The following is an 8784-nucleotide window of genomic DNA, read 5'->3' on the forward strand; positions in this document are numbered from 1 at the left end:
GGGGGTTTTCCCACGATGACGTTCACTCTCGATGACCGCATTGCCGCACGTGTCCAGGCTCCGGACTGGAACCAGTGGCGCGCCAACGTGATCGCTGCCGGTGGCTGTGCCCACCCGATCCACCTCTCCGGCCGCTGGAACGTCACCCACAACACCACCGGCGCCACCCTCGCCGAACGCTCCGGGCACATCCTCATCCCCTGCGGCACCCGCCGCGCCGCACTGTGCCAGCCCTGCGCCGACCGCTACGCCGCCGACGCCTTCCACCTGGTACGCGCCGGACTCACCGGAGACACCAGCAAGGACATCCCGGCCACGGTCACCGACCGCCCCCGGGTGTTCGCGACCCTGACCGCCCCTCCTTCGGCGCGGTCCACACCGCCCGCCCGGCGCGCTCGGGCAAGACCCTCCGCTGCTCCTGCGGCGGGTTCCACCACCCCGATGACCCCCGCCTCGGCACGGCGGTCGACCCGGCCGCCTACGACTACGAGGCGGCGGTGCTGTGGAACAACCACGCCGGGAAGCTGTGGCACCGCTTCACCATCGCGTTGCGGCGCAAGCTCGCCACGAATGCCGGCATCCCGGTCTCCCGCTTCGGTGACCACGCCCGGCTCTCCTACGCCAAGGTCGCCGAGTACCAGCGGCGCGGCCTGGTCCACTTCCACGCGGTCATCCGCCTGGACGGCCCTGACGGGCCTACCGACCCGGCCCCGGCGTGGGCCAGCGCCGAACTGCTCACCACCGCGATCCACGCGGCGGCGGCCTCGGTCCGGGTCGAGACCTGCCGTCCCTGCGGGCGCGTGCTCCCGCTGGTCTGGGGCGCACAGCTGGACACCCGCACGATCCAGGCGGCCTCGGCCGGTGACTTCGAGGACGGCGACGGGCTGATCAGCGAAGCCCGGCTCGCCGGATACATCGCCAAGTACGCCACCAAGTCCACCGGGGCCACCGACACCGTAGACCGCCAGATCCACTCCGAACTGGCCATTGCCAACCTGACCGGCATCTCCCCGCACCACCGGCGGATGATCGAAACCGCGTGGGAACTGGGCGGCTACCAGGTCTATGACGGGCTGAACCTGCGGCGCTGGGCGCACATGCTCGGCTTCCGCGGCCACTTCCTGACCAAGTCGCGCCGGTACTCCACCACGTTCAAGGAAATCCGCGGCACCCAGCGGCACTACCGCCGCACCGAAGCCCTGACCCAGCTCGGCGTCACCGAGGACCAGGTGACGGTGGTCAATCACTGGAACTTCCTCGCGGTCGGCCACCGAACCGAAGCCGAACGCGAACTCGCGGCAGGAATCGCCGAACGCATCAAAACCACCCGCCAGCAGAAAGGGGCGAACAATGGAACAGCGCTCAGTTGACCCGCATGAGCTGATGGACGTCCTGACCTTCTGTCGGCGTCTGGGGATCTCCCGGGACACCTTCTACAAGTGGCGGCAGGTACCGGGGGCCGCCCCGGTGGTACGCAAGCTGCCCAACGGTTCGCTTCGCATCCTGGGTGAGGACTTCCTGACCTGGCTGAAGTCGCTCCAGAGCGAGGCGGCATGAACCCCACGTACAAGGTCAACGTCTGGGCGCTCAAGGAGATCAAGCCGCGGCCTGGGCAGAAGCGGCGGCCGAAGCCGTGGGGGGTCCGCTGGATTACGGCAGGTGAGGAGCACTCCGAGTGGTACAAGACGTTCAAGCTCGCTGACCGCCGTCGGAGCCAGCTCATTGCGGCAGCCGAGAACGGGGAGCCGTTCGACACCCGGACCGGGCTTCCGCAGTCCGAGTACCGGAAGCTCACCGCCCGGTCCTTGCTGAAGCTGGCCCAGGAGTACATCGATCACGAGTGGGACACCGCAGCCCCGAACACGCGGAAGCGGCACGTCGACACCTTGGCCGTCCCAGTCGCTGCGTTCGTGCGCCCGGACAAGCACGCCCCGGACCCAAGGACTGTCCGCCGAGTGCTGACGACCCTCCTGTTGCCGAAGAACCAGCGGGAAAGGCCGCGCACGGCTGAAGAGGATCAGGTGGCGGAGTGGCTGGTTAAGCACTCGCGGCCGGTCAAGGAGTTGGACGACAAGGCCGAACTCGGGAAGGTCCTCACCGCACTCGGCCGCAACCTGAACGGGCGTCCAGCCGCAGCGTGGACGACGCGAACCCGCCGCGGAGTGTTCCACCACGTAATGCAGCATGGGGTAGACCTCAAGGAGCTAGCCAGCAACCCAGTCACGGGTAGCAAGATCGCGCTCACGCGGGGAAACGCAGAGGTCGATCCTCGGGTGGTGGTGAACCCCCGGCAGGCGGCTCAGCTTCTCGCCGCAGTCACCTACGTAGGCCGCTACGGGCAGAACCAGTACCTGTACGCCTTCTTCGCGGCCATGTACTTCGGAGGCTTCCGGCCCTCTGAAGTCAACCGCATCCGCGAGCAGGATCTCAGCCTGCCGGACCAGGTCTGGAACGCGGACGCTGATCAGTGGGAGGAGTCCGGTCAGTGGGGCACCGTCACGCTGGAGAAGTCGGCTTCCCGCTCGAATGCGCGGTACACCGATAGCGGCGAGCTATGGGAGGCGCGGGATCTGAAGCGCCGGGCCGAGGGAGACACCCGATCGGTGCCGATCCCCCCTCAGCTCGTGCGTGCCTTCCGCGATCATCTCGCCGAGTTCGGCACCACGCCGGACGGGCGGCTGTTCCGGGGGAAAGAGAGCGGCGGCCCGATCAACGCCACGGTCTACACCCACACCTGGAAGCGGGCGCGCAAGATCGCCCTCACCCCTGAGCAGACAGCGTCACCGCTAGCCGGTGACCCGTACGACCTCCGTCACGCGGCAGTGTCCACGTGGCTGGTCGCTGGTGTGCCGGTCGCTGAGGTAGCTCAGCGCGCCGGGCACAGCGTTGAGGTCCTGATGAAGACCTACTGGAAGGTGATCGACGGGAACAAGGACGCGTCCAACACGCGGATCGGGTCCTTCCTCGGACCTGCGTTCTAGGGAATTTGGGCAGGTAGACTAGTAGGTGAGGCCCCCGGCGAGTGATCTTGCCGGGGGCCTTCGCTGTTCCGTGCATGTTCCGTGGACGGGGGCAGACGGCCGCAGACAGAGGCAGAAGGCGGGCCTCCACACACTCGTCCACGGTGCCGGTTTTAGCAGCTCAGGCAGGCTTCAAGGCTCTGACCTGCGGCCTCGGAAAAGGGTTGATCAGCCGCGAAGTTCCATCGTGCAGCACTTGGGGCCGCCGCCGGACTTGCGCAGTTCGGAGATGTCCACGTAGACGGGGTGGAATCCGCGCAGCGCCAGGCGTTCGCCCAGTGCGGTGGCCTCGGTGGGCAGGATGACGTTGCGGCCGTCGGAGACGCCGTTGAGGCCGAGGCAGGCCGCGTCCTCGGCGGTGGCCAGCACCGCGTCCGGGAACAGCCAGCGCAGGACCTGCTGGGAGCCGGTGGAGAAGGCCTCCGGGTAGTAGACGACCAGGCCCTGTTCCGGGCGGTCGTCGAGCACCGCGAGCGCGGTGTCCAGGTGGTAGTAGCGCGGGTCGACCAGCTGCAGGGAGATCACCGGGACGCCGAGCACCTCCTGGGCCTCGGCGTGCGCGCCGGGGTCGGTGCGGAAGCCGGTGCCCGCCAGCAGCAGGCGGCCGGTCCAGGCGAAGTCGCCCTCGGCCTCGTTGACGCTGGTGGGCATGACCACGTCGCGGTAGCCGTGCGCCAGGAACCACTGGCGGAAGTGCTCGGCCTCCTCCGCGCGCTGGGGTGCGCGGAAGCGGGCGCCCAGCACCCGGCCGTCGACCACGGTGCCGGAGTTGGCCGCGAAGACCATGTCCGGCAGGCCGGGGGCGGGTTCGATCACCTCGACCTGGTGGCCGAGGGACTCATAGCTGGTTTTGAGCGCAGTCCACTGCTCCAGCGCCCGGTCCGCGCTGACCGGCTGGCTGGGGTCCATCCAGGGGTTGATCGAGTACTCCACCGTGAAGTAACGCGGCGGGCACATCAGGTAACGACGACGAGTCGGCGTGCGCACCGCCGGGGCGGCGATCGCGGAGGTCTCCACCGAGGCGGCGGGCGAGACGTCGAGAGCGGAGGACATGATTCGAAATGTAAATGGCCACCTGACGTTCGTTCAACACCGCATCGCGCCCGGATTGGGGCAGAATGTTGCGCATGGACACCATCGACCATCGAATCATTTCGTGCCTGGTCGCCAACGCCCGATCCAGCTACGCGGAGATCGGTTCCAGCGTCGGTCTCTCCGCCCCCGCGGTGAAGCGCCGGGTGGACAAATTGCTGGATACGGGCGTGTTACGTGGCTTCACGGCGGTGGTCGACCCGGAGGCGCTCGGCTGGGGCACCGAGGCCTTCGTGGAGGTGCACGGGCAGGGCAACGTGACTCCCGGCAAGATCCGCGCCGGACTGGAATCCCTGCCCGAGGTGGTGGCCGCCTACACCGTCTCCGGCTCGGCCGACGCGATCGTGCACCTGCGGGCAGGCGACATCCACCACCTGGAGACCGCGCTGGAACGGCTGCGCGCACTGGACTTCGTCGACCGCACCGTCTCCACGGTCATCCTCTCGACCCTGCTGGAGCGCCCGCCCGCGCCGGAACCGCCTCGCTGAAGAGGCGGAAATCACCGCCCGGATCGGCACTTCGCCACCTCAATACGGCAGGATCACGGCCATGTCAGCTGAGGTGCTCCTGGAGCAGCGTGGCCGGGTGGCGATCATCACGGTCAACGCGCCCGACCGCCGCAACGCCCTGACCCCGGCCATCTCCACCCGCCTGGCCGAGGCGATCACCGCCTGCGAGCACAACGGCGAGGTGAACGCCGTGGTGGTCACCGGCGCCCCGCCCGCCTTCTGCGCGGGCGCCGACCTGACCGCGCTCGGCGAATCCCGCGAGGCCGGGCTGCGCACCATCTACGCCGGTTTCCTCGCGGTGGCCAACTGCGCGCTGCCGACCATCGCCGCGGTCAACGGGGCCGCGGTGGGCGCCGGGCTGAACCTCGCTCTGGCCTGCGATGTGCGCCTGGCAGGCCCGCTGGCCCGCTTCGACGCCCGCTTCCTGCAGCTGGGCATCCACCCCGGCGGCGGCATGACCTGGATGCTGGACCGCATCGCCGGCCCGCAGACCGCGCGGGCAATGGCCCTGTTCGGCCAGATCCTGGACGCCGAGGCGGCCGAGAAGGCCGGTCTGGTGTGGGCACGGACACCCGGCGAACCGGCAGATGTGGTGGACGCGGCGGTAGAGCTGGCCGCCGCTTCTGCCGGGGCGCCGCGCGAACTCGTGCTGGCCACCAAGCAGTCCATGCGCCGCACCGCGGCGGTGACCGAGCACGCCGAGGCGGTCGAGGTCGAGCTGGTCTCCCAGCTCATTTCGATGAACAGCCCGGCCTTCGCCGAACGTCTGGCCGCGATGAAGGCCCGGATCAGCGGGAAGTGAGTGTTACCGTCGAGTAACCGCTCCCCGCGGTAGCACTGGCTGGGATGCCGGGTGTGACCTGCGTCTCCTCGGGAAAAGCACAGCAAGGGCAGCCTTACCGTGTGTATGCGGTTGTCAAGGCAGTTCCAGCAAATCCGAACCGTGAGTTCCCCGACGCAGACGGTCCCTGACCCGGACTACCCTCGCTGGGGGAGCATCGGCGTCAGTAGCGGCCGATCAGGCGCGTGAGGTGAGAGAGGGATCGCGAGCCCATGAGTGTGAGCACCCCGGGCCACGAGACCGCGGAGGTCCGCAAGCTCGACCGAGTGGTCATCAGGTTCGCCGGCGACTCCGGTGACGGTATGCAGCTGACCGGCGACCGGTTCACGTCGGAGGCGGCGGCCTTCGGCAACGACCTGGCCACGCTGCCCAACTTCCCCGCCGAGATCAGGGCGCCCGCAGGAACCCTGCCCGGGGTGTCCAGCTTCCAGCTGCACTTCGCCGACTACGACATCCTCACCCCGGGCGACCGGCCGGACGTCCTGGTCGCGATGAACCCCGCGGCACTGAAGGCCAACATCGAGGACCTGCCACACGGCGGCATCCTCATCGTCAACACCGATGAGTTCAACAAGCGCAACCTCAGCAAGGTCGGCTACGCCGCCGACCCCCTGGAGGACGGCTCGCTGGAGCCGTACGCGGTGCACAAGGTGGCCATGGCCACCCTGACCCGCGGTGCGCTGGAAGCCACCGGGCTGTCGAAGAAGGACGCCGAGCGCGCGAAGAACATGTTCGCGCTGGGGCTGCTGTCCTGGATGTACCACCGGCCGACCGAGGGCACCGAACGCTTCCTGCGGGAGAAGTTCGCCAAGAAGCCCGACATCGCCGAGGCCAACGTGCTGGCCTTCCGCACCGGCTGGAACTACGGCGAGACCACCGAGGCGTTCGCGGTGACCTACCAGGTCGCCCCGGCCAAGCTGGCCGAGGGCACCTACCGGCAGATCACCGGCAACACCGCGCTGGCCTACGGGATCGTGGCCGCCGGTCAGCGCTCCGAGCTGCCCGTCTTCCTCGGCACCTACCCGATCACGCCTGCCTCGGACATCCTGCACGAACTGTCCCGGCACAAGCACTTCAGCATCACCACCTTCCAGGCCGAGGACGAGATCGCCGGCATCGGCGCGGCGCTGGGCGCGGCCTACGGTGGCGCGCTGGGCGTGACCACCACCTCCGGCCCCGGCATCGCGCTGAAATCGGAGACCATCGGCCTCGCGGTGATGACCGAGCTGCCGCTGCTGATCATCGACGTGCAGCGGGGCGGCCCGTCCACCGGGCTGCCCACCAAGACCGAACAGGCCGACCTGTTGCAGGCCATGTTCGGCCGCAACGGCGAGGCCCCGGTCCCGGTGCTGGCCCCGGCCACACCCGCGGACTGCTTCCAGATGGCCGTGGACGCCGTCCGGATCGCGCTGAAGTACCGCACCCCGGTGCTGCTGCTCTCCGACGGCTACATCGCCAACGGATCCGAGCCGTGGCTCATCCCCGATGTCAACACCCTGCCCGACCTGCGGGTCAGCTTCGCCACCGAGCCGAACGCACCCGATGGCTCCGGTGAGTTCTGGCCCTACCTGCGCGACCCGGAGACCCTGGCCCGTCCGTGGGCCGTGCCGGGCACGCCGGGACTGGAACACCGGATCGGCGGGCTGGAGAAGGGCGACGGCAAGGGGAACATCTCCTACGACCCGGACAACCACGACAAGATGGTCCGCCTGCGCCAGGCCAAGATCGACGGCGTGGACGTGCCGGACCTCGTGGTGGACGACCCGACCGGCGACGCCGAGGTGCTCGTGGTCGGCTGGGGCTCCACCTTCGGACCGATCGGCGCCGCCGCGCGCCGGGTGCGCAGGCTGGGCCTCAAGGTCGCGCACGCCCATCTGCGGCACCTGAACCCGTTCCCGAACAACCTGGGTGAGGTGCTGGGCAGCTACAGCAAGGTGCTCGTCCCGGAAATGAATCTCGGCCAGCTCGCGTTGTTGTTGCGGGCCAAATACCTGGTGGACGCGATCAGCCACACCAAGGTCGCGGGTACCCCGTTCAAGGCCGAGGAACTCCAGGACGTGTTCATCGAGATCATCCAGGGGGTCAAGGCATGACCGCGGTCGACATCGGGTTGCCGATCATCGGCGGCCTGGACGGTGTTCCGACGACGGATGAGAAGCAGACCGCCAAGGTCTTCAAATCCGACCAGGAAGTGCGCTGGTGTCCGGGATGTGGTGACTACATCATCCTGAACGCGATGCAGAGCTTCCTGCCGGAGCTGGGGCTCAAGCGGGAGAACATCGTCTTCGTCTCCGGCATCGGCTGCTCCTCGCGTTTCCCGTACTACATGAACACCTACGGGGTGCACTCCATCCACGGGCGGGCGCCCGCCATCGCCACCGGGCTCTCGGTGTCGCGGCCGGACCTGTCGGTGTGGGTGGTCACCGGAGACGGCGACGCGCTCTCCATCGGCGGCAACCACCTCATCCACGCCCTGCGCCGCAACGTGAACCTGAAGATCCTGCTGTTCAACAACCGGATCTACGGGCTCACCAAGGGCCAGTACTCGCCGACCTCCGAGATCGGCAAGGTGACCAAGTCGACCCCGATGGGTTCCCTCGATCACCCGTTCAACCCGATCTCGCTGGCGCTGGGCGCGGAGACGAGCTTCGTGGGCCGGGCGCTGGACTCCGACCGGGCCGGGCTGACCGACGTGCTGCGGCAGGCCGCCGCGCACCGGGGCAGCGCGCTGGTGGAGATCTACCAGAACTGCCCGATCTTCAACGACGGCGCCTTCGACGTGCTCAAGGAGCCGGGCGAGAAGGAACGGCGGATCGTGCCACTGGAGCACGGCAAGCCGATCCGGTTCGGCGCCGAGCAGGAGTACGGCGTGATCCGGGAGGGCCAGCACGGCTCGTTCGTGGTGCGCAAGGTGGACGAGGTCGGCGAGGACGCGCTCGTGGTGCACGACGCGACCCTGCAGGACCCCAGCTACGCCTTCGCGCTGTCCCGGCTGGGCGGGCAGAACCTGGACTACACCGTCACCGGTGTGTTCCGCTCGGTGCCCCGCCCGACCTACGACGACCAGGCCCGCGCCCAGGTGGAGCAGGCCAAGCAGGGCAAGACCCCCGACCTGGCGGGTCTGCTCCGCGGCAAGGACACCTGGACCGTACTGGCCTGATGTCCTGACGTAGCAACGAGAAAGGCCCCGGGGAACGGCGGTTTCAAGGGGTCGTTGCAACACCGCTGTGGTTTAGGCGGTGAGTAGATCACGCAGACGCTCGGCTGGGGTGGCCCAGCCGAGCGTTTTGCGTGGACGGCCGTTGAGTTCCTGAGCGACGTG

At 68.5% G+C, this 8784-nt stretch carries 7 protein-coding genes and 1 pseudogene; 7 read left to right on the forward strand and 1 reads right to left on the reverse strand.

Features of this window, described 5'->3' with window-relative positions; translation table 11 throughout:
- The first annotated feature begins 15 nt into the window (after positions 1-15).
- The 3 genes and pseudogenes from ACTOWY_RS40910 to ACTOWY_RS40920 all read left to right on the forward strand — a co-directional run bounded on the left by ACTOWY_RS40910 (position 16) and on the right by ACTOWY_RS40920 (position 2981).
- Positions 16-1370 (forward strand): annotated as a pseudogene (locus tag ACTOWY_RS40910) (replication initiator).
- Positions 1351-1557 (forward strand): helix-turn-helix transcriptional regulator, encoded by a 207-nt coding sequence (locus ACTOWY_RS40915; RefSeq protein WP_441314972.1) that lies wholly within the window; start codon positions 1351-1353, stop codon positions 1555-1557. Before ACTOWY_RS40910 ends, ACTOWY_RS40915 begins: the two are co-directional and overlap by 20 nt.
- Complete coding sequence (locus ACTOWY_RS40920) at positions 1554-2981, forward strand: tyrosine-type recombinase/integrase (protein ID WP_441314973.1); 1428 nt, start codon at positions 1554-1556, stop codon at positions 2979-2981. The genes ACTOWY_RS40915 and ACTOWY_RS40920 overlap by 4 nt, the downstream gene beginning before the upstream one ends.
- Before the next feature lie 207 nt (positions 2982-3188).
- On the opposite strand, the gene ddaH is transcribed toward ACTOWY_RS40920, so the two are convergent.
- The gene (ddaH, locus tag ACTOWY_RS40925; RefSeq protein ID WP_441314974.1) at positions 3189-4073 is read right to left on the reverse strand and encodes a dimethylargininase; all 885 of its coding nucleotides are present in this window, start codon (positions 4071-4073) and stop codon (positions 3189-3191) included.
- 74 nt (positions 4074-4147) lie between these two features.
- On the opposite strand from ddaH, the gene ACTOWY_RS40930 reads away from it, so the two are divergent.
- The 4 genes from ACTOWY_RS40930 to ACTOWY_RS40945 all read left to right on the forward strand — a co-directional run bounded on the left by ACTOWY_RS40930 (position 4148) and on the right by ACTOWY_RS40945 (position 8622).
- Positions 4148-4600: an Lrp/AsnC family transcriptional regulator gene (locus ACTOWY_RS40930; protein WP_185000538.1), complete on the forward strand. Its 453-nt coding sequence runs from the start codon at positions 4148-4150 to the stop codon at positions 4598-4600.
- Between the two features lie 61 nt (positions 4601-4661).
- Positions 4662-5423, forward strand: coding sequence for an enoyl-CoA hydratase (locus ACTOWY_RS40935; RefSeq protein ID WP_441314975.1), 762 nt, complete (start codon positions 4662-4664; stop codon positions 5421-5423).
- 251 nt (positions 5424-5674) lie between these two features.
- Positions 5675-7555, forward strand: a complete 1881-nt coding sequence (locus ACTOWY_RS40940) for a 2-oxoacid:acceptor oxidoreductase subunit alpha (protein WP_441314976.1) — start codon at positions 5675-5677, stop codon at positions 7553-7555.
- Positions 7552-8622, forward strand: a complete 1071-nt coding sequence (locus ACTOWY_RS40945) for a 2-oxoacid:ferredoxin oxidoreductase subunit beta (RefSeq protein WP_441314977.1) — start codon at positions 7552-7554, stop codon at positions 8620-8622. Before ACTOWY_RS40940 ends, ACTOWY_RS40945 begins: the two co-directional genes overlap by 4 nt.
- The last annotated feature ends 162 nt before the right edge of the window (positions 8623-8784 follow it).

The organism is Crossiella sp. CA198 (assembly GCF_052078295.1).
Taxonomy (GTDB): Bacteria; Actinomycetota; Actinomycetes; order Mycobacteriales; family Pseudonocardiaceae; genus Crossiella.